This is a genomic window from Psychroserpens damuponensis, assembly GCF_000826655.1.
Classification (GTDB): Bacteria; Bacteroidota; Bacteroidia; order Flavobacteriales; family Flavobacteriaceae; genus Psychroserpens; species Psychroserpens damuponensis.
Genome location: NZ_JXJO01000018.1, coordinates 16,349 through 40,348, shown reverse-complemented (window position 1 = coordinate 40,348; position 24,000 = coordinate 16,349). Strand labels below are relative to the sequence as shown.

At 32.6% G+C, this 24,000-nt stretch carries 28 protein-coding genes and 5 tRNA genes; 31 read left to right on the top strand and 2 right to left on the bottom strand.

Translation table 11 applies throughout. The annotated features are described in order from the left end of the window. Positions 1-8: 8 nt before the first annotated feature. Positions 9-986, bottom strand: a complete 978-nt coding sequence (locus tag TD29_RS11345; RefSeq protein WP_040280786.1) for a D-alanine--D-alanine ligase — start codon at positions 984-986, stop codon at positions 9-11. Positions 987-1,199: 213 nt separating this feature from the next. Between TD29_RS11345 and TD29_RS11335 the strand changes: the two genes are divergently transcribed. From TD29_RS11335 to TD29_RS11305, 7 genes are all read left to right on the top strand, one after another. Next, positions 1,200-1,760, top strand: a complete 561-nt coding sequence (locus TD29_RS11335) for a PASTA domain-containing protein (protein WP_040280784.1) — start codon at positions 1,200-1,202, stop codon at positions 1,758-1,760. A gap of 1 nt (position 1,761) precedes the next feature. After that, positions 1,762-2,802: an RluA family pseudouridine synthase gene (locus tag TD29_RS11330; RefSeq protein WP_040280783.1), complete on the top strand. Its 1,041-nt coding sequence runs from the start codon at positions 1,762-1,764 to the stop codon at positions 2,800-2,802. 55 nt (positions 2,803-2,857) lie between these two features. Continuing rightward, positions 2,858-3,070 (top strand): hypothetical protein, encoded by a 213-nt coding sequence (locus TD29_RS18665; protein ID WP_040280782.1) that lies wholly within the window; start codon positions 2,858-2,860, stop codon positions 3,068-3,070. Positions 3,071-3,217: 147 nt separating this feature from the next. After that, positions 3,218-4,402, top strand: a complete 1,185-nt coding sequence (locus tag TD29_RS11320; protein WP_040280781.1) for a glycosyltransferase family 9 protein — start codon at positions 3,218-3,220, stop codon at positions 4,400-4,402. Continuing rightward, on the top strand, positions 4,395-5,774 hold the full coding sequence (locus tag TD29_RS17965) for a DUF5672 family protein (RefSeq protein ID WP_052467085.1): 1,380 nt from the start codon (positions 4,395-4,397) through the stop codon (positions 5,772-5,774). Before TD29_RS11320 ends, TD29_RS17965 begins: the two co-directional genes overlap by 8 nt. 137 nt (positions 5,775-5,911) lie before the next feature. Further along, entirely contained in the window at positions 5,912-6,670 is a 759-nt protein-coding gene (gene yaaA, locus TD29_RS11310) for a peroxide stress protein YaaA (RefSeq protein WP_040280780.1), read from the top strand. Between the two features lie 50 nt (positions 6,671-6,720). Further along, positions 6,721-7,494, top strand: coding sequence for a uracil-DNA glycosylase family protein (locus tag TD29_RS11305; RefSeq protein ID WP_040280779.1), 774 nt, complete (start codon positions 6,721-6,723; stop codon positions 7,492-7,494). Positions 7,495-7,550: 56 nt separating this feature from the next. Here the strand turns inward: TD29_RS11305 and TD29_RS11300 are convergent, their stop codons facing one another. After that, positions 7,551-8,018, bottom strand: a complete 468-nt coding sequence (locus tag TD29_RS11300; protein ID WP_040280777.1) for a hypothetical protein — start codon at positions 8,016-8,018, stop codon at positions 7,551-7,553. Between TD29_RS11300 and TD29_RS11295 the strand changes: the two genes are divergently transcribed. The 24 genes from TD29_RS11295 to rplL all read left to right on the top strand — a co-directional run bounded on the left by TD29_RS11295 (position 8,001) and on the right by rplL (position 23,920). Next, the gene (locus TD29_RS11295) at positions 8,001-9,356 is read left to right on the top strand and encodes a DUF2851 family protein (protein WP_316931856.1); all 1,356 of its coding nucleotides are present in this window, start codon (positions 8,001-8,003) and stop codon (positions 9,354-9,356) included. The two genes, TD29_RS11300 and TD29_RS11295, sit on opposite strands and share 18 nt — an antisense overlap. Positions 9,357-9,409: 53 nt before the next feature. Beyond that, on the top strand, positions 9,410-9,637 hold the full coding sequence (locus tag TD29_RS11290; RefSeq protein WP_040280775.1) for a PspC domain-containing protein: 228 nt from the start codon (positions 9,410-9,412) through the stop codon (positions 9,635-9,637). 3 nt (positions 9,638-9,640) lie between these two features. Then, positions 9,641-10,660 carry a potassium channel family protein gene (locus TD29_RS11285; protein WP_040280773.1) on the top strand — a complete coding sequence of 340 codons (1,020 nt, stop codon included), beginning with the start codon at positions 9,641-9,643 and terminating at the stop codon, positions 10,658-10,660. A gap of 93 nt (positions 10,661-10,753) precedes the next feature. Then, positions 10,754-12,340: an alanine/glycine:cation symporter family protein gene (locus TD29_RS11280; protein WP_040280772.1), complete on the top strand. Its 1,587-nt coding sequence runs from the start codon at positions 10,754-10,756 to the stop codon at positions 12,338-12,340. A gap of 87 nt (positions 12,341-12,427) precedes the next feature. Next, on the top strand, positions 12,428-13,228 hold the full coding sequence (locus TD29_RS11275) for a ComEA family DNA-binding protein (protein ID WP_241485268.1): 801 nt from the start codon (positions 12,428-12,430) through the stop codon (positions 13,226-13,228). A 20-nt stretch (positions 13,229-13,248) separates the two neighbouring features. Beyond that, positions 13,249-14,415, top strand: coding sequence for an acyl-CoA dehydrogenase family protein (locus TD29_RS11270; protein ID WP_040280769.1), 1,167 nt, complete (start codon positions 13,249-13,251; stop codon positions 14,413-14,415). A gap of 78 nt (positions 14,416-14,493) precedes the next feature. Continuing rightward, positions 14,494-15,921, top strand: a complete 1,428-nt coding sequence (locus TD29_RS11265; RefSeq protein WP_040280767.1) for a carboxypeptidase-like regulatory domain-containing protein — start codon at positions 14,494-14,496, stop codon at positions 15,919-15,921. Between the two features lie 244 nt (positions 15,922-16,165). Beyond that, positions 16,166-16,573 carry a hypothetical protein gene (locus tag TD29_RS11260; protein WP_040280766.1) on the top strand — a complete coding sequence of 136 codons (408 nt, stop codon included), beginning with the start codon at positions 16,166-16,168 and terminating at the stop codon, positions 16,571-16,573. Between the two features lie 9 nt (positions 16,574-16,582). After that, positions 16,583-17,161 carry a hypothetical protein gene (locus TD29_RS11255; protein ID WP_040280765.1) on the top strand — a complete coding sequence of 193 codons (579 nt, stop codon included), beginning with the start codon at positions 16,583-16,585 and terminating at the stop codon, positions 17,159-17,161. A gap of 87 nt (positions 17,162-17,248) precedes the next feature. After that, the gene (rpsU, locus tag TD29_RS11250; RefSeq protein ID WP_040280847.1) at positions 17,249-17,443 is read left to right on the top strand and encodes a 30S ribosomal protein S21; all 195 of its coding nucleotides are present in this window, start codon (positions 17,249-17,251) and stop codon (positions 17,441-17,443) included. A 128-nt stretch (positions 17,444-17,571) separates the two neighbouring features. Continuing rightward, positions 17,572-18,462, top strand: a complete 891-nt coding sequence (locus TD29_RS11245) for a tyrosine-type recombinase/integrase (RefSeq protein WP_040280764.1) — start codon at positions 17,572-17,574, stop codon at positions 18,460-18,462. Positions 18,463-18,489: 27 nt separating this feature from the next. Continuing rightward, positions 18,490-18,792, top strand: a complete 303-nt coding sequence (gene hpf, locus TD29_RS11240; protein ID WP_040280763.1) for a ribosome hibernation-promoting factor, HPF/YfiA family — start codon at positions 18,490-18,492, stop codon at positions 18,790-18,792. Positions 18,793-18,893: 101 nt separating this feature from the next. Beyond that, positions 18,894-18,967 (top strand) — tRNA-Thr (locus tag TD29_RS11235). A 54-nt stretch (positions 18,968-19,021) separates the two neighbouring features. After that, positions 19,022-19,103 (top strand) — tRNA-Tyr (locus TD29_RS11230). A gap of 157 nt (positions 19,104-19,260) precedes the next feature. Then, a tRNA-Gly gene (locus TD29_RS11225) sits at positions 19,261-19,333 on the top strand. A gap of 68 nt (positions 19,334-19,401) precedes the next feature. Next, positions 19,402-19,473: transfer RNA gene (locus tag TD29_RS11220), tRNA-Thr, on the top strand. Between the two features lie 62 nt (positions 19,474-19,535). Then, the gene (gene tuf / locus TD29_RS11215; protein ID WP_040280762.1) at positions 19,536-20,723 is read left to right on the top strand and encodes an elongation factor Tu; all 1,188 of its coding nucleotides are present in this window, start codon (positions 19,536-19,538) and stop codon (positions 20,721-20,723) included. A gap of 63 nt (positions 20,724-20,786) precedes the next feature. Beyond that, positions 20,787-20,859 (top strand) — tRNA-Trp (locus tag TD29_RS11210). Positions 20,860-20,964: 105 nt separating this feature from the next. Next, the gene (gene secE / locus TD29_RS11205; RefSeq protein ID WP_040280761.1) at positions 20,965-21,156 is read left to right on the top strand and encodes a preprotein translocase subunit SecE; all 192 of its coding nucleotides are present in this window, start codon (positions 20,965-20,967) and stop codon (positions 21,154-21,156) included. Between the two features lie 17 nt (positions 21,157-21,173). Beyond that, positions 21,174-21,731 (top strand): transcription termination/antitermination protein NusG, encoded by a 558-nt coding sequence (gene nusG, locus TD29_RS11200; RefSeq protein WP_040280760.1) that lies wholly within the window; start codon positions 21,174-21,176, stop codon positions 21,729-21,731. Positions 21,732-21,804: 73 nt separating this feature from the next. Next, complete coding sequence (rplK, locus tag TD29_RS11195; RefSeq protein ID WP_040280759.1) at positions 21,805-22,245, top strand: 50S ribosomal protein L11; 441 nt, start codon at positions 21,805-21,807, stop codon at positions 22,243-22,245. Between the two features lie 12 nt (positions 22,246-22,257). After that, complete coding sequence (gene rplA / locus TD29_RS11190) at positions 22,258-22,944, top strand: 50S ribosomal protein L1 (RefSeq protein WP_040280758.1); 687 nt, start codon at positions 22,258-22,260, stop codon at positions 22,942-22,944. A 20-nt stretch (positions 22,945-22,964) separates the two neighbouring features. Beyond that, positions 22,965-23,486 carry a 50S ribosomal protein L10 gene (rplJ, locus tag TD29_RS11185; protein ID WP_040280757.1) on the top strand — a complete coding sequence of 174 codons (522 nt, stop codon included), beginning with the start codon at positions 22,965-22,967 and terminating at the stop codon, positions 23,484-23,486. A gap of 59 nt (positions 23,487-23,545) precedes the next feature. After that, positions 23,546-23,920, top strand: a complete 375-nt coding sequence (rplL, locus tag TD29_RS11180) for a 50S ribosomal protein L7/L12 (protein WP_040280756.1) — start codon at positions 23,546-23,548, stop codon at positions 23,918-23,920. The last annotated feature ends 80 nt before the right edge of the window (positions 23,921-24,000 follow it).

The window sequence follows — 24,000 nt, the reverse complement described above, 5'->3', positions numbered from 1 at the left end:
GATAATTATTATTTATGGAGTGAAGATTCAATTGCATTTTCAAACAAGTCGCTCATACTAATTCCGGCTTTTTGAGCCTGTTGAGGTAAAATACTTGCTGCAGTTAATCCAGGAACAGTATTGACTTCTAAAAGGTGAGGTTCTCCATTTTTAAAAATATATTCGCTTCGGCTAAACCCTTTAATTTTTAGCACATTATATACTTTTTTAGCAAGTGCTCTTACGAGTTCTGCTTTGTCCTCATCAATTCTAGCAGGTGTGATTTCTTGAGATTTTCCTAAGTATTTAGCTTCGTAATCAAAAAAGTCGTTTTCTGAAACGATTTCAGTAAGCGGTAAAACAAGGGTTTCTTCTTTGTAATTTATGACACCTACCGAAACTTCAATACCATCAAGAAATGACTCTATAATAACTTCGTCATCTTCCTTAAAAGCGACGTCTAGTGCTTTTTGAAGGTCTTCTTTTTTATACACTTTAGAAATACCGAAGCTACTACCAGCACGATTGGCTTTAACAAAACAAGGTAATCCAACTTTAGCGATAATAGCGTCCTCGTTAATAATGTCTCCTAAATTGACAAAATAAGATTCGGCTGTTTTAATTCCGTACGGCTTTAAAGCGCTTAAGCAATCTCGTTTATTAAATGTTAAGGCTGCTTGGTACATGTTGCAACTTGTATGTGGCATACCTAACAATTCAAAATAACCTTGCATAAAACCATCTTCGCCTGGAGAACCATGTATGGCATTAAAAACGCAATCAAAATGAATTCTGGTTTCATTAATTAGGACAGAGAAATCATTTTTATCAATGGGAAATTCTTCATTCATGTCATTAACAAACACCCATTTGTTTTTAAAGATATGAATACGATAGGCATTGTACTTAGTATTGTCAAGGGTATCGTAAACCACTTGTCCGCTTTTAAGGGATATTTCATATTCGCTAGAATATCCACCCATAATGATAGCAATATTTTTTTTCATAACATGTCCTGCAAAAGCAGGAATCTCTTTTAGTTCAACTTTCGTTCTGATTTTTTTTCAGTATCCAATTTCCGAAGAAAATAAATGTAAATTTAGAATTTTAACTAAAAATAGTAATAAAAACATACTATTTTCAGTTAAGCTAAAATACCAAATTAAGTCATTATAAAAACCCTTTCATTTTTATATATTTGCCGTACAATAAAATATGACATGAGTTTCATACAATTTATCAAGAGTAAAACATTTTTTAAGCAAATAGGGTTAGCAATAATTGCTTTAGCTGTTATTGTATTTTTAACAATGCAATACTTAAAGAGCACGACTAATCATGGTGAGTTTATAAAAGTGCCAGAGTTAACAGGTAAGTCTTTAGAGACAGCAAAAATAGAATTAAACGATAATGATTTGGTGATGGAAATTCAAGATTCGGCAAATTATAATCCTAAATATCCTAAGTTTTCTGTGATTGAGCAATATCCAACAGCAGGTTCTCAGGTTAAAGAAAATAGAAAAATTTACTTGACTTTAAATCCGTCAGGATATCGTAAAGTTACAGTACCAAATATTGTACGTCGTACATTTAGACAGGCCAAACCAACTTTAGAGACTTTAGGCTTTGAAGTAGGTAATGTTACTTATGTAGATGATATTGGTAAGGAAGAAGTGATTGCGATTAAGTACCAAGGAGAAACTATAAAGGCTGGAGATATGCTTCCGCTAACTTCAAAAATAGATGTTGTTTTAGGTAACGGCAAACGAGGATCCAACTAAAATGGCTGAATACACAGTAACAGAGAAAGATGATGACGATTTGTACGAGCATCATTCCTTTATAGCAGATAAAGGACAAGCACCATTACGCATTGATAAATATTTAATGAATCGCATCGAGAATGCTACCCGAAATAAAATTCAGGCAGCAGCAAAAGATGGTAGTATTTATGTAAATGATGTTCAGGTTAAGCAAAATTATAAGGTAAAGCCTTTTGATAAAATTCGTGTGCTTTTTGAGCATCCTCCTTTTGAGAATTTATTGACACCTGAGGATATTCCTTTAGATATAGTGTATGAGGATGATGAATTATTAGTACTTAATAAACCTGCAGGTATGGTCGTGCATCCAGGACATGGTAATTATTCTGGTACTTTAATTAATGCCTTAATTTTTCATTTTGAAAACTTACCAAATAACTCAAGTGAGCGTCCAGGGTTAGTTCATAGAATTGATAAAGATACGTCTGGATTGTTAGTTGTTGCTAAAACAGAACTTGCCATGACGCATCTCTCAAAGCAGTTTTTTAATAAAACTAGTGAGCGAGAATATGTGGCGATTGTTTGGGGAAATATGGATGAAGATGAAGGAACTATTGAAGGTCATATAGGACGTCATCCCAAAAACCGATTGCAAAATACCGTTTTTGAAGGCGACGAAGCAGATGAAAAAGGTAAACCAGCAGTAACACACTATAAAGTTGTTGAGCGTTTGGGCTATGTGACTTTAGTAACATGTAAGTTAGAAACTGGACGTACACACCAAATTCGTGTGCATATGAAGCATATTGGTCATACGCTTTTTAATGACGAGCGTTATGGAGGAGAGCGTATATTAAAAGGAACGACGTTTTCAAAGTATAAGCAGTTTGTAGATAACTGTTTTAAAATATTACCACGACAAGCCTTACATGCTAGAACTCTGGGTTTTGTGCATCCAAAAACAGGTGAGCACATGAGTTTTGATTGTCCAATACCTGATGATATGCAACAATGTATTGAGAAATGGAGACATTATGCAAAACATAAAGATTCAAATTAGAATTTGGTAGCGTAAAAAAAAATATTATTTTTGAGTAAGAATTTTAGTATAAAATATGAAAAGAAGAGACTTTATAAAGAGATCAGGACAAGCATTAGCAATTACATCTGTAGCTAGTATTGTTGGTATATCAGCAGTATCATGTTCATCTGACGATGATGCTATGTTTGATGATGGTTATTACGATGACGGTTATTACGATGATGGATATTTTGACGATGGCTATTACGATGATGGTTATTATGATGATGGTTACTACGGAGACTAGTAGTTTTAAATGATACAAGTGGACTAATTAACATTAGTTTTCTAAAAAATAAAAAGTGTTTTTCAAATGATCTATTGTATGTGATTTGAAAAACACTTTTGTATGTTATATAAGTTTCTTTCTATTTTAATAATCTAAAAATCAAAAATGAGCGTTTCAAAAAGTGATATAACGTCATCAATTTTAGTATATAAAAGTTATGGTGGTATAGGTGATATATTTTTTACAATACCGTCATTATACATGCTCAAACAAAAATTTGACAAAGTTACTTATGCTACTCAACCTAGACTTGTTAAATTATTTACGACCCATTTAAATGGCATCATAGTTATTGATGAAAACTTGGTAGATGAATCTAATTATACGGAAATTATTGAGCTAGGTAACTATCCTAGATTTAATAATACTGCAGAGAAGAAGCCGCAAATAAAATACCATACACATAAAAGGGTTAAACAACATTCAATAGAGCATTACAAGGATGGTATTGTGTCTGTGTTTTCTGAAATAGAAAAATCTAAAAAGCCTTATCCGTTTTTTAAACAACGTAAAGCATCCAATTTATATTACACCATACATCCAGGAGCAGGCTTTATTTTGAAAGCATGGCCAATTGCATATTATGCAAAATTGATAGAGCTTATTTATGACGCATTTCCTGAGTATACTGCTAAAATAATTATTGGACCAGATGATCCCAATCCAGAAGCTTATTTTGTAAATGATAATCTTAATGTTGAATTAATTACTGGAGATATAGATGCTGTTGCACATGAGGTTTCAGGAGCACAATTTCATATAGGAAACGATGCAGGTATCACGCATTTGGCAGGTGCCTTTAATATACCAATACTTACAATCTATGGACCAACAGGACCAGGATCTTGGGGAGCTTTCTCAAAAAAGGTTGAACTTATTTGGGGTAAAAAAGGAAATTGTGGTCTAAAATGTAATTATGATGTCATTATTAATTGCGAAGATCGTGTATGTTTAAATAGTGTGAAGCCCGAAAAAATGTTTTTCCAATTGCTTAAATTGTTACATAAAATATACAATTCGCCTTCAGATCTTTATTGTTTAAATCCGGATTTTGAAATTATAATTGAGGATGATTCTTATATTTTTGCGAGTAAGGCAAATGAATATTTGCTAGAAATTAAAGATTTTGAGAGTCGAAAATTTTTAGCCAATAATTTAACCGAAAAAGATATTTCCGTAGCGCATATGCCCTTACAGTTTAACGAGACATTTCAGTCTTTAATTAAATTACAAGTGTTTGCGCCTTTCCCAAGATTAGAGTTTAATAATACTACAAAAATCGATGCTTAACTTAGAAAATGTAACCTTATTAGGAGTAGACTGTGTTGATTTAAACAGATTAATTTGTGCAGCAGATATTTCAGAAACATTTATCAATTTTAAGTCTGTTAAACTCCTAACGCATTTTGAATCTAGTGATAGTCGTGTTGTTAAAATTCCGCAGATAACGTCAATAGAAGCATACAGTGAGTTTATGATCAAAGAGCTGTATAAATATGTTGATACAGATTTTGTTTTGGTGTTTCAGTATGATGGATTTGTTATAAACCCAAATCGTTGGTCAAATAATTTTTTTGATTATGATTATATAGGTGCACCTTGTTTTTGGGGTATGGGAAATGGCGGATTTAGTTTGAGGTCAAAACGATTACTTCACATTTTAAAAGAAGAGAAACGTATTGTTGATTATCACCCTGAAGACCTCAAAATTTGTAAAACGTATAGACCAGAATTAGAAGCGCAAGGCATAACTTTTGCACCAAAAGAAATTGCACAAAAATTTAGTGTAGAAAACAAACCTTGGAATGGACAATTTGGATTTCATAATGCAGACATTTCGTTATGGGATAGCGAGAAGTTTATTAGTAATGAAAATCAGAAGGAATTTATTGATAAAACTCAAAACGAAAAAGACGATTCTAACGCTATAAAATTGAGTTATGTTGTTCAGTTGTATTTAGAAGACAATCAATCTAACCCTTTACAAGAATTAATAGCGATTTATAGTAGTTATAGTAGAGATTTATTGAAGCAAATTCATTTTGTGTTTGTTGATGATCACTCACCCATTCCTGTAGAAATTCCAGATGATATTTTTTTAAATTACACACTCATTAGAGTGACAAGTGATATTATGTGGAATCAAGGTGGAGCAAGAAATCTTGGTGTGTCATATGCAAAATCAGAACGATTTATAGTTACAGATCTCGATATTATATTTCCAGAAAACCTATTAAGTAAGCTTGTAGATTATAAGCTGCCTAATAATGCAGTATTTAAATTCAATACCATTTCTAATCTAGAACCGGTTAGACCGCATGTTAATGTGTTTTTTATGACCAAAAAGGTGTATATGAAAACCACTGGTGTTGATGAAGAGTTCTGCGGAAATTACGGTTATGAAGATATCTTTTTCTATCATCAACAAAAGGCTTTGGGTACTAAATTTTACTTGTATGGTTTTTCAAATATTGTTCATAAAGAGCATAAAGACTCTCTAGAAACCCAACACAATAGTTTAGTAAGAGATGTGAAAATTAATGAACAACTCATTGCAGATAAATTAGAAATTCTTAAAAACTCAACAAACCCATTAGATGCAAGAAGTAAGTTCTATCTCAATTTTGAGTGGGAGGTTTTAAAAGAGCATTTCGAAAAATAAGTTGTCATAAATTTAGGCTATTCGTTCATAGTTTTTCTTTTAGTACTAGAGTTGAAAAGTCTAGTATACTATTGTAACTTTACATCTAAATATGTGTTTAACCTTATATAAAATACCCATGGTAGTGGGCAATAGATATGAAACTCGTTTTATCACCAGCAAAATCTTTAGATTACGATAGTAAATTACCAACAACAAAATCAACCGAAGCCAGCTTTTTAGATGCGTCGTTGCGTATTAATAAGTTGTTAAAAAAGAAGTCTGCTAAGAGTTTGTCTAAGTTGATGAAAATATCAGATAACTTAGGTCAATTAAATTATGAACGCAATCAAGAATGGACCTTACCATTTACTAAAGACAATGCAAGACCAGCCATGTATGCTTTTAGTGGAGATGTGTATCGCGGTTTAGATGCCTATACTATTGAAAACAAGAAAATAGATACAGCACAAGATACTGTACGTATTATTTCTGGTCTCTACGGAATTTTAAAACCACTAGATCTCATTCAACCTTATAGATTAGAAATGGGTACCAAATTTCCTGTAGGTAAAAACAAAAACCTCTATGAGTTCTGGAAAAAGCAAATCACAAAGGCCTTAAATGAAGAATTAAAAGACGATGAGTTGTTTTTAAACCTAGCAAGTAACGAGTACTTTAAAGCTATTGATACCAAAACTTTAAAAGTACCTGTAACTAATGTTAAGTTTCAAGAGTTAAAAAATGGTCAATACAAAACCATAGCTATTTTTTCAAAATTAGCGCGAGGGTTAATGGCTAGATATGTGATTGATACCAATGCTAAAACCATAGATGATATCAAAGGTTTTAATTTAGATAATTATCGCTTTACCGAGAATTTATCTAGTGATGATGAGTTGGTGTTTACGAGATAACACCACGACTATTGGTTCTTTTTTCTTCGGAAATTGGAAAACTAAACTATATGTTTCTGCACAAACATCCATATCAACCTTTCATACAAAAAGACACCACAAAACTCATTGTTGGAACCTTGCCACCTCCAAGATTTACAACAGGAAATCTACTGGAGCGAGATGTTGATTTTTGCTACGGAAGCTACCACAACTCACTCTGGAAATTTATAGACCACATCCATAATTTAGATTTGCGCTACGATAATTCTCAAGAAGCCATAGACCAAAGAAAAGATTATTTAATTCAACACAAAATTGGAGTTTGTGATATTGTAGACAGCGCAGAACGTAACAAAATCGATGCTTCAGATATAGGAATGCAAAACATCAAACTAAGAGATGTGATAGGGTATTTAAAACAATATCCAAATATTGATACACTTCTCTTCACAGGAGGCAATAGTAAAAATGGACCAGAATATTTTTTTAGAAAACATATAAAGGATTACAGCTTAAAATTAAAACTGGTCTCAAACGAAACTCCAAGAGTTCATAAGTTTGAGTTGATGAGCAATCCTACCCAATGTCATTCAGAGTGTACTAGGCATTCAGAGCACAGCGAAACATCTCAAAACAAAACTAAAAACAATAGTAAGGCGCATCAATCGTGGCACGCTGCTCACAATGGTAAAAGAACAATAAATACTATCTCATTAATATCTGCATCAGGCGCTGCAAACATATCAATTAGTAGAAATCCATTATACAAACAACTTAAAGCCAGTAATCCAAACTTTAATACATTTGATTTTAGGGTTATGCAGTATCGTGAGTTTTTTTGATAAAGATTCATCTACATCTTAATAACTTGATTGCAAACGTTTAAGAAGATTTTTAACTAATGAGCTCTCAATATCTTCTTTACCAAAACAATCTGTCCCAAATGATAATGTGTATGCTCAATAATTCCGGCTATATTACTATAATAGTTTCCGTATTTAGCATCTTCAAAATCGCTCCAAACCGTATCTTCTTTTAAGGCTTCAATGTGTTGTGATAACATTTCCGCAGCATTTAAAATAGAATTGCAATGTGCTTTCCAATCCTCATCACACGTAATTTTAGAATGATCATAACTGTATTTGTCCTTAATTTCTAATGGTTTGCCTTTAAAAACTTCTAACACACCTGTGATGTAATACCCAATATGAAAGGTGAGCGCTAGTATCGTGTTTGCGTTTTTGACCTTAAAATTGGCATCTTCCCATGAGGTAGTTGTCAATTGATCTTTAAGGTTAACACTCGTCCAATTACCGCCAAAAAACACACCTCTTAAATGTGTTGCTAAATGTTTAGAAATATCCATAATCTAAAAAAACGAAATAAAATTGAGTATAAAAAATTAGAATTCATACATTTAAAAATGCAAGAAGATTTTTTACACTATTTATGGTTGCACAAAAAGTTTGATGTTCTCCATTTAAAAACCACGCAACATGAGCGTTTGGAAGTTGTAAATGTTGGAACGCATAATCATAATGCTGGTCCAGATTTTTTTAACGGTCAAGTGAGAATAGGTGAACAACTTTGGGCAGGAAATATTGAAATTCATATTAAATCTAGCGATTGGTTTGTACATGGTCATGAGCAGGATGCAGCTTATGATAATGTGATTTTACACGTAGTTTATGATCACGATACAGAGATTTTTAGAAGTGATAATACAACCATCCCAACTTTAGAATTAAAAGGTTTTCTTTCTTCGGAAATGTTAAACAGCTACCATAAACTCTTTTCAACTCCAAATACTTGGATTAATTGTGAGCAGGATTTACCTGATATTGATGAGTTTACAATAAAAAATTGGCAAGAACGATTGTATTTTGAACGTTTAGAGCGAAAATCTAAAACTATCGAAGACTTATTAAAGGCTTCAAAAAACGATTGGGAAGCTGTATTGTTTAAATTACTTGCAAAAAACTTCGGTTTAAAAGTCAATGGATTGGCATTTGAAAGTATGTCGAATTCTATAGACTTTTCAGTAGTGAGAAAAACAAGCGCTAATGTAGTACAATTGGAAGCCTTGCTTTTTGGTCAGGCAGGATTATTGGAGAACGAGTCAAGTACAAGTTTTTATGACACGCTTCAAAAAGAATACAAATTTTTAAGGCAAAAGTTTCAGTTAGAAAATGAAGGTGTTGTCAACGTACAATTTTTTAGACTACGACCTCCAAATTTTCCAACGATTCGTTTATCACAATTAGCAAATATATATCATAAAGAGCAACAGTTGTTTTCAAAAGTGATTTCCGCAGAAAACCTTGAGGATATTTATGCGCTTTTTGAAGTGAGCACTTCTCCATTTTGGAATACGCACTACACCTTTGATAAAGAATCAAAACCAACTACTAAAAAAGTGACGAAGACCTTTGTAGATTTATTGTTGATTAATACAATTTTGCCAATTAAATTTTGTTTTGCAAAACAGAATGGAGAGGCCAACGATGAGGCTATTTTAGATATTATAATGGCAATAGCACCCGAAAAAAACTCAATCGTTGATGGATTTAGTAAATTAAAACACAAGCCAAAATCGGCTTTAGAATCTCAAGCCTTTATTCAATTAAAAACCGAATATTGCGATAAAAATAAATGTTTACAATGTGCCATTGGTAATGTTCTACTAACTAATAGTCCTCATTAGAAGTTTATAGCATTAGATAGCTAAAAAAAAAGAAATAAATTTTAAATTGCAGTATGAATAGATTTTACCAAATGCTATACTATTTTCAAAAACGTGGGTTTTACGTATGTCAGCGTATTGCAGATCGTATTGGGATTAGAGCAAAAATTGTAAGAACCTCATTTATGTATCTTACCTTTGCTACATTAGGTTTTGGATTTGCATTGTATTTGTTTTTCGCTTTCTGGATTAAAATAAAAGATATTGTTTATACAAAACGCTCTTCGGTATTTGATTTGTAATTTATGAATCCATTAATAAGATTTTTTAGAGTTAAAATTTATACCGCAGTTTTTCTGTTGGTATTAGTATTACTTGTTGGTGTTTTAGGGTTTAAAATCATGTCTAATTACACGTGGGTTGATGCAATTTATATGACTGTAATTACCATTACTACAGTTGGTTTTGGTGAAGTGCAACCTTTAGATGATAGTGCCAAAATATTTACCGTAATTTTAATTTTAGCAAGTGTAATTATTTTAGGTTATGCTATTACAGTAATTACAGAATATATTTTAAGTAAAAACAATTTTGAAGAACTAAAACAACGAAAGATGCAAAAGAAAATTGACGGTTTTAAAGATCATATTATCATTTGTGGTTATGGACGAAACGGAAAACAAGCCGCACAAAAACTGTTAGCTTACAATAAGTCGTTTGTAGTCATTGAGAAAGATAAAGAGCATTTAGAAAAATCTCAAAGCGATTTGGTGCCTTTTGTTTTAGGTAATGCTAATGAGGATGATATTTTGCAACAAGCAGGTATTGAACGCGCAAGTACGCTCATTTCGGCTTTACCAAATGATGCCGATAATTTATTTGTAGTGCTTTCTGCTAGACAAATAAATGATAAACTTAATATTATAAGTCGCGCTTCTCAAGAAACGTCATACCAAAAATTAAAATTAGCAGGAGCTAATAATGTGATTTTACCAGATAGAATTGGAGGAGATCATATGGCATCTTTAGTAGTAGTGCCTGGTTTAATTGAGTTTATTGATAATTTATCAATTGTTGGGAAGGTCAATGTCAATATTGAAGAAATCCCAATTGAGAAGTTGTATGATTCTTCTGCAACAAAAACGATTAGAGATTTAGACCTTCGGAAAAAAACAGGATGCAATGTTATTGGCTATAAAGATGTAGATGGTGAATATCTTGTTAATCCAGAGGCAGATTTAAAATTAGCAGCTAATTCTAAAATTATTGTTTTGGGTAGACCAGAGCAAATTCAGAAGTTAAATTCGCTATACGATATCAGCTAAATAGATTTTCTTTTAATGGCTGATACTTTAAAAAGTCGAATTTTTTTAGCATCTTGTCACTTTCAATATAACTAACTAATTAAAATATTCACAATGAAGAAACATCTTCTTTCAATTTTTGCTGTCATCTTACCATTATTAACTTTTGCGCAAGACAAAGGTATCGATGAGGTAATCGATGAAAAATTTGGTGATGCTACAGGTTGGTTTGTAAAGTTCATTTTCTATCAAATTCCGTTTACAGATACAGTGAGTGTGTATTGGGTTTTGTTTCCTTTAATTATTGGAGCCATGTATTTTACAATTTATTTTAACTTTATTAATTTTAGAGGCTTTTTTACTTCTGTTAATATTGTAAGAGGAAAATATGATGAATTAGATCACCACGAATCTTTAGTTGGTGCAGGAGATTCAACGCCAGGCGGTGACAATATAGAAACTATTGCTATAGAAAATCACGAAGGAGAAGTATCACACTTTCAAGCGTTAACTGCTGCATTATCTGCAACAGTAGGTTTAGGTAACATTGCAGGAGTTGCAATTGCTGTTTCAGTTGGTGGAGCAGGAGCTACATTTTGGATGATTATTGCGGGTTTTCTTGGTATGGCATCTAAATTTGTAGAATGTACACTTGGTGTAAAATATAGAGATATTGCAGAAGACGGTACCGTTTATGGAGGACCAATGTATTACCTAACCAAAGGTCTTAAAGAAAAAGGTCTTGGAGTTTTAGGTAAAGTATTAGCAGCATTATTTGCCATTTTTGTCATAGGAGGCTCATTTGGAGGAGGTAATATGTTTCAGGTTAATCAAGCTTTTCAATTAGTTCAAAATATTACTGGAGGAGAAGCTTCTTTTCTTAATGGATATGGTTGGGCATTCGGATTAGTAATGGCAATATTAGTAGGTATTGTAATTATTGGAGGTATCAAAAAAATAGCCAAAGTAACAGACAAAATTGTACCATTTATGGTAGTCATCTATGTGGCAGCATCTCTATTTGTGATTTTTGCTAAATTTGATATGATTGGTGGTGCATTTGCAGCTATTTGGAATGGAGCTTTTAGTCCCGAAGGAATAGCAGGTGGTGCTATTGGAGTATTAATTCAAGGATTTAGACGTGCTGCATTTTCAAATGAAGCAGGTATTGGTTCGGCATCAATTGCGCATTCAGCAGTAAAAACAAAATATGCAGCAAGTGAAGGTATGGTAGCTTTATTAGAGCCTTTTATTGATACAGTAGTTGTATGTACAATGACCGCTTTAGTATTAATCATAACTGGTTTTGTAGATCCTTTAAATCCGCCAGCAAACGACGCTCAAGCAATTTTATTAACCTCTAGCGCGTTTGAATCATCAATATCATGGTTCCCATATGTATTAACAGTGGCAGTAGTGCTATTTGCTTTTAGTTCTATGATATCATGGTCTTACTACGGTTTTCAAGGATGGACCTATCTATTTGGAAGGTCAAAAAAGGCAGAATATACTTATAAAGTAATTTTTTGTGTGTTTGTAGTTATTGGAGCAGCAGCAAGTTTAGGGTCTGTAATAGGATTCTCTGATGCGATGGTTTTTGCGATGATGGTGCCTAATATGGTTGGTTTAATCCTACTTGCACCAAAAGTTAAACAGGAATTAAATCGATATATGGCTGCGATTAGAGACAATAATTCTTAATAAATAAATATGAAATTCTTATCCCACTTTTCGTTTACAAAACATCAGAGAAGTGGGATTTTTTTATTGTTAATTTTAATATTTAGTATGCAAAGCGCGTATTATTTAATTGATTTTTCTTCGGAAGAGTTTGGTGATAATACAAAAGAAATCGCTTTGTTTCAGGCAGAAGTAGATTCTTTAAGAATAGCAAAACTAGAAGCTTCAAAACCCGTAATTTTTCCATTCAATCCAAATTATATTACAGATTTTAAAGGCTATACCTTAGGAATGTCAAATGCTGAAATAGATAGGCTTCACGCCTTTAGAGAAACAAAAAAATGGGTGAATAGTGCAAAAGACTTTCAAAAGGTTACTAAAGTATCAGATTCTCTTTTAGATGAAATATCACCATATTTTAAATTTCCTGAATGGGTGACTAACCCAAAGCCAAAAACTAATTATACAAACAACTATTCTAATAATTTAAAACCAAAAACGTTTGCTCAAAAGCAAGATCTAAATACAGCCACAACTGCGCAATTAAAACGCGTTTATGGTATAGGAGAAAAATTATCAGAGCGTATCGTAGCATATAGAACAAAATATGGCGATTTTATTGCAGATGTGCAACTTCAAGAAGTGTATGGATTATCACCAGAAGTTTTAGAACGCGTCTTAAATGATTTTACGGTAAAATCGTCTAAACCCATCACAAAAATTAATATCAATGATGCTACAATTGATCAATTAGTAACAATTAAATATATAGATTACGAGATTGCACATAATATTATCGAACAAAGAACACTTAGAGAAGGGTTTAAGTCTTTAGATGAACTGTCAAAAGTAAAAGGTTTCCCAACCAAAAAAAGTGAGATAATTAAGTTATATTTGTCTATCGATTAAAGATAAAAAAATAGCACTTTATGAGCAATAGATACTTCACAGAAGAACACGAATTATTTAGACAAAGTTTAAAAGATTTCTTACAAAAAGAAGTTGTCCCACATATAGAAAAGTGGGAGGAAACAGGTCACATAGAACGTTTTATTTGGGAGAAATTTGGAGAAATGGGTTTCTTTGGTTTGGCCTACCCTGAAACATATGGAGGATTAGATCTCGATCTCTTTTATACCGTAATTTTACTTGAAGAATTACAAAAAATTAACTCAGGTGGATTTGCAGCTGCAATTTGGGCTCATGCTTATTTGGCAATGACTCACGTTAATAAAGAAGGTGATCATGATATTAAAGAAAAGTATTTAACAGCAAGTATTACTGGAGAAAAGATAGGATGCCTTTGTATTACAGAACCCTTTGGTGGATCTGATGTCGCAGGTATGAGAACAACGGCCGTTAAACAAGGAGATACCTATGTTATTAATGGGTCAAAAACATTTATTACAAATGGTTTATATAGTGACTATTTAGTGGTTTGTGCAAAAACAAATCCTGAGTTGGGTAATAAGGGGATTAGTATTTTTATAATGGATCGGGATACGCCTGGTATTTCAGCAACAAAACTTGATAAATTAGGTTGGAGAGCCTCAGATACAGGTGAGATCGCATTTGATAATGTGGTAATTCCTGCAACTAACCTAATGGGAGAAGAGAATAAGGGATTTCCATATATCATGCAACACTTTGCTTTAGAGCGTTTAATTATGGGTATTAACGCTCATGCTCGAGCAGAATATGCCTTGGAGTATGCGCAAAAATACATGAATGAACGTCAAGCATTTGGTAAATCTATTGATAAATTTCAAGCCTTAAGACATGCCTTTGCAGATGCTTATGCCGATATGATTATGTGTAAAGAGTTTAACTACTCTGTAGCAGAGCGTCTTAATAATGGTGAATATGTGGTAAAAGAAGCTACCATTTCAAAATTACGTTCTACCAAAATGGCAGATGAAGTAATTTACCAATGTCTTCAATTTTTAGGAGGCTATGGTTATATGGAAGAATATCCAATGGCAAGGTTATTGCGTGATAGTAGACTGGGACCAATTGGAGGAGGTACATCCGAGATTCTAAGAGAAATAATTGCTAAAATGGTAATTGATAATAAAGATTATAAACCAGCAACTTAATTTTTCTTTTGCCGAGCGATATCGGAGTATCCAATAGATGAACCAAACTGTTCCCTCGCATTTTAAAGAACACGTAGTATGGTAAACAAACAGATTCAAAATTTTCTAGCAATAGCTGTTATGCTTCTTGCATTCAGTTTATCTGCGCAAACGGAAGTCAAGAATAAAATTCTTGACTTTTCGATGCTTACACCTATAGAAAGTGCAAGCATATATATTAAAAATACAACAATTGGTACGGTTAGTAACTCAGATGGTAAGTTTGCACTTCAAGTTCCGAAGGAAAATGTAAAAGATACTCTAGTGATATCATCTATTGGTTATAAAAGTTACAAGATTCCAGTTGATGAATTTGATAGTAGCTTTGAAATATACCTCGAAGAAGATGTTGCGTCACTTGATGAGATTGTTCTCATTGCAGAAACACGTCCCAAGACAGGAAACGACATAGTACTAAAAGCTATGGAGAAGTTAGCTGTAAACATGCCTGATTCGGCCTACATTCAAAAAGGTTTTTTGAGACATAAAGAACGAAATAAAGTCGAATTCAAATGGCTAATTGAAAGTGCAATCACAGTTTATGATTCTGGGTTTGCAGCCAATTCTAGCGACTATTTAAAAATCAATGTCGATCAAGTTAGAAAAAGTTATGACCTTAGAGATGTAGATAGTATTTTTAATTATGTGGCTTATAATAACCAAAATGCGAAACGAAGCAGACTAAAAGTCAAAGATGTAAAACGTCGAGATTTATCAACTGCACAATTAGAAAAAGCAATAAAATGGAATGATACTAGAGTCAACGGACTTCAAAATATATTTCAAGGCAAATTAAATTTGCTAAGAAATTCTAGTGATACCAAAGCTCTTTTTGGAGAAGATGTTTTAGAAAAGCACCATTTTGATTTAGATACAATCTTGGTAGATAACGATAGAAAGATCTATAAAATTAAAATTTCAGAAAGTACAAATTTTGTAGACCTAGAAACTAAAGGTATTTTTAATGCAGGTTATAATGCACAAGGGTGGATGTATATTTACTATGATAATTATGCAATTAAGAAAATTGAGTATGAGCTTGTAGCAGCATCTCCAGCTCAAAAAGTTAGAAGTAAGCGTTTGTTTGACACGCAAATCAATCACAAATTGGTCATGACGTATATGGAGTATCAAGATAAAATGTATCCTAATTATATTTATTATGAAACACCAAAGCTCGTCAATGTTGGTTTTAAAACAAATCAAAAAGTTAGTGATGAAGAAAAGGAACGTTATAATAAAGAAGAACGCTATTATTATACAGTTCAAGAAATTCTATTTTCTGAAATTATATTAGATAAAGAGATCATTAAAATGAAACTCGATAGCGCATGGGATATGGACATCTTCTCACCAAAACCATATAATAAGGCATTCTGGAAAAACTACAATGTACTTTTAGAAAGCGAAGAAGATGAAAAACTGATTCAGGATTTGACTCAAAGAGCGTCTTTGTTTAAAGATTAGTTTAAATTGACTATAGATTTCCTATTAATTTAATGAGGAAATAATTCAATTGATTTGCATAATTTTATTGTATAGAAAATTATCTATATATTTGTTATAATATTAGTTTAACTGTATTCAAATGAAAACAATTAAACAATTATCAAAAATTATTTTAGTACTAATATTTGCCTTAAGCTTTTCTTGAGAAAATGATACAGATGTTATTTACAAAGAAGCACAAAATTCTGAAATTAAAGATGAGTTGAATCCACTTAGTAAAATAAAATTTGTAATACATCATGCTACTTGGGATGAATGGGGAAGGGCAAGCAAAGACTGTAAGAGTTGGGGGTTGTGTAATTATGAGGATTGTTGGTTTTGTTGTATCGATACTTCTTCGGGTGATGTCGTAGATTGTGATGATGATGAAGAAGATTTAAGTGGTAGGTATGGGACGTTTTCTATTGATGCTTCAACTAATACAGGTACATTTACAATTGAACTTAATCCCGCAATTTCAGAGCAGAATGATGCGATAATTAACGGTGATACTCTGTATGTTGATGAGGATATTGTAAAATCTAAAACATCAATTCTAAAAGGAATTTATTTATTTAACCCGAGTGTTGGATCAGATGGTGGTTATATTTTAAATGCAGAAGGATTTTAGTAAGGAGATATGAAATCTAATCTAATATTATTTATTTGTGCTTTTTTTTTCTCTTGCTCGATAAAAGGTAATTTTAAGGGGCTTTATGGTTATTACAATAAATCATATAAAATCAATCCTCAATTATTTGTTAAAAATATTGATGTTGAAGATTTTTGCCAAATGCGAAAAACTGAGGATTCATTCAAAATTTATATTAGTAACGGTAAAGGTTTAAAAAAATGCTTACCAGAAAATGAATATTCTTTACTTTATGTTTGGGGACCAAATTGCAAAAGTGATATATGTATACCATTAAATCTTATTCAAGAGGAGTGTCTTGACAATAAATTAGATTTTTTTGTTGTTGCTGAATATTATGATGTCAAAGCAATGCAAATTGATTATATAATAAATAGACCAATAATAGGTATAGATGTAGAATTTTATAGAACCAATCTGACAAAAAAATATTTAAATAAATTTTTAAAAGATGTTGTTGGTAATGAGCAACATGAATTTGATGGCAATAGATTTCTACTATTTAAGTCTAAAAAGTTCATTAAGTCTTTTAATGAATTGGATGATTTATTGAATTTCAAATCATAATTTTTTTTGAATTTTTTACTTGGACATTTTAAATTAGTTTTTATATTTGCAGCCTTAAAAAATCTAAAAGAGAGGAGGTTAAGAACTATGTTAATAATTCCAGTAAAAGAAGGAGAAAATATAGATAGAGCGTTAAAACGTTACAAACGAAAGTTTGTCAAAACAACGGTTAAAAATCAGTTGCAAGAACGTAAACAATTTACAAAACCTTCTATAGCGCGTAGAACACAGATACAAAAAGCGCAATACGTTCAAGGTCTAAGAGATCAAGAAGTAGTTTAATTATTACCTTTTTTACATATAAATCCTGTTCATTTGAGCAGGATTTTTTTTGTTTATTACCGAAATTGGAAATTAAAAGATGTACTTTTAAAATTACATACAATTATTTACTTCGGAAATTCTAAAACATGTCATTTAAAGCCTTTTCAGACTATCTCTTGCTAGAGAAAAACTATTCAAAGTTAACGCTAAAAGCCTATTTGAATGATTTAGAAACCTTTCAGAATTTTATAGTAACAGAATTTGAAACTAATACCATTGACAATGTAAATTATCAGCAAATAAGAAATTGGATAGTAAGTTTAGTTGAAAGTGGTATTTCCAATAGAACTATAAATAGAAAAACATCATCCCTAAATACCTACTATAAATTTCTTTTAAAAGCTAAAGTCATTACTGTAAATCCGCTTAACAAGCATAAAGCTTTAAAAGTGAGTAAGAAAATCCAAGTGCCTTTTTCAGAAACAGAAATGCAACAAGTTATAGAGAAGCTTCATTCTGAAACAGATTTTGAAGGACTAAGAAATAGATTGATTGTTGAATTGTTTTATGCTACAGGAATTAGGCGTATTGAACTCGTTCAACTTAAACTTTCAGATATCGATATATCTAGTAAAACATTAAAAATATTGGGTAAAAGAAACAAAGAACGATTAATTCCTTTATTAGACTCGGTGATTCAAACAATTAATATGTATTTAATTAAGCGAAATCAGTTAGAAGTGATTGTAGATGATTCTTATTTATTTTTAACAAAAAAAGGGGTTAAAATTTATGAAACTCTTGTTTACAGAATTATAAATGATTACTTTAGTAAGGTATCTAGTAAAGTAAAACGTAGTCCGCATATATTGAGGCACTCATTTGCGACTCATTTACTCAATCAAGGTGCAAATTTAAATGCTGTTAAAGAACTTCTTGGGCATTCAAGTCTAGCAGCTACTCAAATCTATACACACAATAGTATAGCAGAATTAAAAAAGGTGTACTCAAATGCACATCCAAGAAGTAAAAAATAATATTATCTAACCTATAAAAGAACAAATATGAAGGTAAACACGCAAGCTGTAAATTTCAATGCAGATAAAAAGCTAATAGAATTTATTCAAAACCGCATGGATAAATTAGACATGTTCTATGATAAAGTTATACAATCTGATGTGTATTTAAAAGTAGAAAACACTAGTGATAAGGAAAATAAAATTTTTGAAGCACGAGTAAAAGTACCTGGCGATAGCTTTATTGTAAAAAAACAATGTAAAACTTTTGAAGAGGGTACAGATATGGCTGTTTCCTCTCTAGAAAGGCAGTTAAAACGCCGAAAAGAAAAAATAAGAACACATATGTGATAATTTTTTTCAAAAAATGTTTTGATTAAATAAATAAATCTTTACATTTGCAGTCCGTTAGAAATAGCGGGCTTTTTTTATAACATAAAAGTTATTTAAAAGCCGATGTAGCTCAGCTGGCTAGAGCAGCTGATTTGTAATCAGCAGGTCGTGGGTTCGAGTCCCTCCATCGGCTCTAAAAAAAGTCTAAAGAAACGAAAGTTGTTTTTAGCAAAAGTTCTTTAATAATGGGGAGATACTCAAGCGGCCAACGAGGGCAGACTGTAAATCTGCTGACTACGTCTTCGCAGGTTCGAATCCTGCTCTCCCCACAATTATTTTTTAACTATCATCAAAAGTTTATTTTTTGTAGTATAGTATTTCTTGATGTTTAATATAGGGTTGCCAAGTATAGCGAGGTAATTGAAAATAACATAGGTAGGATTTTGAAATATTGAAACCTTTAACTGGTAAAGCGGTTAAAAAAATGCGAGAGTAGCTCAGTTGGTAGAGCGTCAGCCTTCCAAGCTGAATGTCGCCAGTTCGAACCTGGTCTCTCGCTCTAACTGGACCAGCATATGTTGGTCTAGTTATTAAGTAAACGTTTCTGTTTAGCTTACAACCATTTAAGCCGGTGTAGCTCAGGGGTAGAGCGTTTCCTTGGTAAGGAAGAGGTCACGAGTTCAATTCTCGTCATTGGCTCTTTTTTTTAGATTTAGAATAAATTGAACACTAATAATAATTAAGATTAAAATAAATTAAACATGGCAAAGGCAACTTTCGATCGTTCAAAACCGCACCTTAACATAGGTACTATTGGACACGTAGATCACGGTAAAACAACTTTAACTGCTGCTATTACTAAAGTATTAGCTGATGCAGGTTTATCAGAAGCAAAAGATTTCGATCAAATTGATAACGCTCCTGAAGAAAAAGAAAGAGGTATAACAATTAATACATCACACGTTGAATACGCAACTGCAAATCGTCATTACGCTCACGTTGACTGTCCAGGTCACGCCGATTACGTAAAGAACATGGTAACAGGTGCTGCTCAAATGGATGGTGCTATTTTAGTTGTAGCTGCAACAGATGGTCCTATGCCACAAACACGTGAGCACATCCTTTTAGGACGTCAGGTAGGTATTCCACGTATCGTAGTATTCATGAATAAAGTGGATATGGTTGATGATGAAGAGTTACTTGAGTTAGTGGATATGGAAATTAGAGATTTATTATCTTTCTATGAGTATGATGGAGATAATGGTCCTGTAATTGCTGGTTCTGCATTAGGTGCACTTAACGGTGAGCAAAAATGGGTAGATACAGTGATGGAATTAATGGAAGCTGTAGATAACTGGATTGAAGAGCCAACTCGTGATATGGATAAGCCATTCTTAATGCCAATTGAAGATGTATTCTCAATTACTGGTCGTGGTACTGTTGCTACAGGTCGTATCGAAACAGGTGTTGCTAATACAGGTGATCCAGTTGAGATTATTGGTATGGGTGCTGAGAAATTAACATCTACTATTACTGGTATTGAAATGTTCCGTCAAATCCTTGATAGAGGTGAAGCTGGTGATAATGCAGGTATCTTATTAAGAGGTATTGAGAAGTCACAAATTTCAAGAGGTATGGTAATTACTAAGCCAGGATCTGTAACGCCACACTCTAAATTTAAAGCTGAGGTTTATATTCTTAAGAAAGAAGAAGGTGGACGTCATACGCCATTCCATAATAACTACCGTCCTCAATTTTACGTACGTACAACTGATGTAACTGGGAACATTGCGCTTCCTGATGGAGTTGAAATGGTAATGCCTGGAGATAACCTTACTATTCATGTTGAATTGATTCAGCCTATCGCAATGAACGTTGGTTTACGTTTTGCAATCCGTGAAGGAGGTAGAACAGTAGGTGCAGGTCAGGTTACTGAAATTTTAGACTAAATATTTATATTATAAATATTAATTAAGGTGTCTTGTTTTTACAAGACGCCTTGATTTATATTTACGGGTTTAGCTCAGTTGGTAGAGCACTGGTCTCCAAAACCAGGTGTCGGGAGTTCGAGTCTCTCAACCCGTGCAAAGAAATAAGAAAACAAAAATTTGATTTCTTAGATAAAACTAAAAAATCGATTTAATTAAAGTTAACACAAAACGTAAGTGGTGTGTATAAATACTAAATCAAATGGCAGGAATTGTAAATTATATAAAAGAATCTTTTGATGAGTTAAGAAATAATGTTTCTTGGCCTACATTTTCGGAAGCTCAAAGTTTAACTGTTTTGGTGGCTGTATTTTCAATCATTTTCTCATTAGCTATTTGGGGAATTGATACTGTTTTTAGTAAAGTGATTAAGGCTTATTTTAATTTAATGTAACTAAAATAACAGAGATAATGTCTGAAACTAATGTAAGTAAAAAGTGGTATGTTGTTAGAGCTGTAAGTGGTCAGGAAAACAAAATTAAAACCTATATAGAAAATGAGATTTCTAGATTAGGTTTAGAGGATTTTGTTGATCAGGTTTTAGTTCCTACTGAAAAAGTTATCCAAATTCGTAATGGAAAAAAAATACATAAAGAGCGTACGTATTTTCCGGGTTATATTATGATTCAGGCAAACTTAAGTGGAGAGATTCCGCATATTATAAAATCTATAACTAATGTTATTGGTTTTCTAGGTGAAACTAAAGGAGGAGAACCAGTGCCATTGAGGCAATCAGAGGTGAATAGAATGTTAGGTAAAGTAGATGAGTTATCTGTAGAAGCCGATTCTAATATTGCAATACCATATACTATTGGAGAAACAGTTAAAGTAATTGATGGTCCTTTTAATGGTTTTGATGGTACGGTTGAAAAAATTAATGAAGATAAGCGTAAGCTAGAGGTGATGGTTAAGATTTTCGGAAGAAAAACACCATTAGAACTAAGTTATATGCAAGTAGATAAAGTATAATAATTGTTACATATATAGAAAGTATATCTTTTTGCTTCCACATTAAAAGAAATACAAAACTAAAAATTTAAAAATGGCAAAAGAATTAGGTAAAGTAGTTAAGTTACAAGTTCGGGGAGGTGCTGCGAATCCGTCGCCACCGGTTGGACCCGCTTTAGGAGCTGCTGGAGTTAATATCATGGAATTTTGTAAACAATTCAACGCTAGAACTCAGGATAAGCCTGGTAAAGTTCTTCCAGTTGTGATTTCAGTTTATAAAGATAAGTCTTTCGACTTTGTAATTAAAACTCCTCCAGCTGCAGTACAATTATTGGAAGCGGCCAAAGTAAAAAAAGGATCTGGTGAACCAAACAGAAAAAAAGTAGCAAAAGTAACTTGGGATCAAGTTAAAGCTATTGCAGAAGATAAGATGGTAGATTTGAATGCCTTCGAAATCGAATCTGCTATGAAAATGGTTGCTGGAACTGCAAGATCAATGGGAATCACAGTTAAAGGTGGAGAAGCACCAAACTAAAAAAATTTTGAAATGGCAATTACAAAAAACAAAAAAGACGCTCAAGCTAAAGTAGAGAAGAATAAATTATATTCTGTTAAAGAAGCTTCAGTATTATTAAAAGAAATTACGTATACAAAATTTGATGCTTCTGTTGACCTAGCTGTAAGACTTGGAGTTGATCCTCGTAAAGCTAACCAAATGGTTAGAGGAGTTGTATCTCTTCCACATGGAACAGGTAAGGATATGAAAGTTCTTGCACTGGTTACTCCAGATAAAGAAGAAGAAGCTAAAGCTGCCGGAGCAGATTACGTAGGATTAGATGAGTATCTAGAAAAAATCAAAGGTGGTTGGACAGATGTTGACGTTATCGTGACGATGCCAGCTATTATGGGTAAACTAGGTCCTTTAGGTAGAGTGTTAGGTCCAAGAGGACTTATGCCAAACCCAAAGACAGGAACAGTTACTATGGATGTTGCTAAAGCGGTTTCAGAAGTAAAAGCTGGTAAAATTGATTTTAAAGTTGATAAAACAGGTATTGTACACGCTCCAATAGGAAAAGCATCATTTAGTGCTGATAAACTTGAAGAGAATGCAATGGAATTGTTAACCACTTTAAATAAATTAAAACCAACTGCTGCTAAAGGTGTTTACATGAAAAGTGTATTCATGTCTAGTACTATGAGTCCTAGTATAGCAATTGATGTTAAATTCGCATAAGTAGTTAAATCTTTATTATTATGACAAGAGAAGAAAAATCACAAGTAATTGAAGAGTTAACTGCTCAATTGGCAGATAATGCAAATATATATTTAGCAGATATCTCAGGATTAAACGCAGGTAACACTTCAGATCTACGTCGCGCTTGCTATAAAGCAAATGTGCAATTAAGCGTAGTAAAAAATACATTATTAACAAAGGCTATGGAAGCTTCTGATAGAGACTTCGGAGAACTTCCTTCAGTTTTAAAAGGTAATACTTCTGTAATGTATTCTGAAACTGGAAACGCTCCAGCCAAAGTAATCAAAAACTTCCGTAAAAAAGCTGAAAAACCTTTACTTAAAGGAGCATTTATTGAAGAAACAGTTTACATTGGTGATGATCAATTAGACATGTTAGTTGATATCAAGTCGAAAGAAGAATTGATTGGAGATATTGTAGGATTATTACAATCACCAGCTAAGAATGTTATTTCAGCACTTAAATCTAGTGGTGGAACAATAGCAGGTATTATCAAAACATTATCCGAAAAAGAAGGATAATCAAATAAGTACGCACTTAAACAAATTATATTTTATTAAAATTATTAAAACGGTAGAAAATGGCAGATTTAAAAGATTTCGCAGAGCAATTAGTTAACTTAACAGTAAAAGAAGTTAACGAATTAGCAACAATATTAAAAGACGAGTATGGTATCGAACCAGCAGCGGCAGCAGTAGCAGTAGCAGCAGGTGGAGCAGGTGGCGGAGAAGCTGCTGAAGAGCAATCAGAATTCGACGTAATCCTTAAAGCGGCAGGTGGTTCTAAGCTTGCAGTTGTGAAATTAGTTAAAGAATTAACTGGTTTAGGATTAAAAGAAGCAAAAGGTTTAGTTGATGATGCACCAAGTGCAATCAAAGAAGGTGTTGCTAAAGATGAAGCTGAAGCCCTTAAATCTCAGTTAGAGGAAGCAGGAGCAGAGGTTGAGCTTAAGTAAGCTTACCAAACCTACAAATTATGGTTTAGGTCTTTCGATTCAGTCGAAATGACCTAAACCCTTTTGTGTATTAAAAAGAT